The sequence below is a fragment of the Vibrio sp. Vb0667 genome, assembly GCF_033391095.1.
This window is the reverse complement of sequence record NZ_JAWPOL010000432.1, coordinates 1-1,019: the sequence shown is the minus strand read 5'-3', so window position 1 is coordinate 1,019 and position 1,019 is coordinate 1. Positions and strand designations below refer to the sequence as shown.

Below are 1,019 nucleotides of genomic sequence, written 5' to 3'. Positions count from 1 at the left end.
GTGGTGGCGAGAAAAAGAAATAGGTGAGCCAGCTAGAATTTTGACTTAATAATATGTTCTTACTTCAATAATTATTTTAGAAATTAACTTTGTTATTTTCAGAATATAACAAGATTTTTACTGGTCATTGAAATTAAAAATTTCCATAGATTCACTTTCCAATTGTGATCTCACGCTTTTATAAATCGATTGGTGTCATTTTTTGATACTTTTCATCTGAAAATTTGCGCTCTTATCAGAAAAGTTTTAGTAAACATCTTTGCCATCTTAATTTTACTCTTCAAAACAATTATACTGACTATTATCTTGATAAGCCCATAGATCAATGGCTATAACTTGTTCTGGATGGGTAAACTGTATCCAGTTAAAGAAAAGTAAAAAATCTAATGGATAAGACATGTTTTACGCCAACAAGATAGAATATTGAGACCAAAATCACAAGAGTAGGACTCTCTTGAATTTATCATCATGGATGCTGAATAAATAAAATACAGGCATTGTTAGATGAATAATTCTGCAACGTATTTACTTGCTGCTTTACGAGAAAAAATAAAAGAAAAAGGCATTGGATATTCCGAGCTTTCTATTGGACTTGGAATCCCGCTTTCTACCATAAAAAGGCAGCTTCACAATACGTCTCTTGGTTTAGATAAAATCTTGTTGTACGCCACGCACCTTGATACGGATTTGGTTGAGTTATCCATGCGAGGTAAGCAGCTGCAGCAAGAGAGTGAACAGTTTATCACTGACACCAACAGCGAGATTTTCCATCAATATCCTCACTTATTTGATTTTCTTTATCTTTTGCGTCGACCTGAGTGGTCTTTAGAAGAGATCGCACGGAGATACCAGCTGAGTGATACTTCCGTTGCGCTCTATTTACGTGCACTAGAAATGATGGATTACATTGAACTGAAAGGGGATAAACACTATCAATTTAAAGATACAGGCCGCTTTATTTTTGAAGAAGGTTCAAATTTAGACACGCTATTTGCACAGCGCTTTCGTGAAGAAGTGTT

The 1,019-nt window shown here is 34.6% G+C and carries 1 protein-coding gene; it reads left to right on the top strand.

Going from position 1 to position 1,019, the window contains the following annotated elements; genetic code table 11:
* Positions 1 to 504: 504 nt before the first annotated feature.
* The coding region (locus R8269_RS26455) for a transcriptional regulator (protein ID WP_318223066.1) at positions 505 to 1,019 on the top strand (515 nt) is incomplete at its 3' end.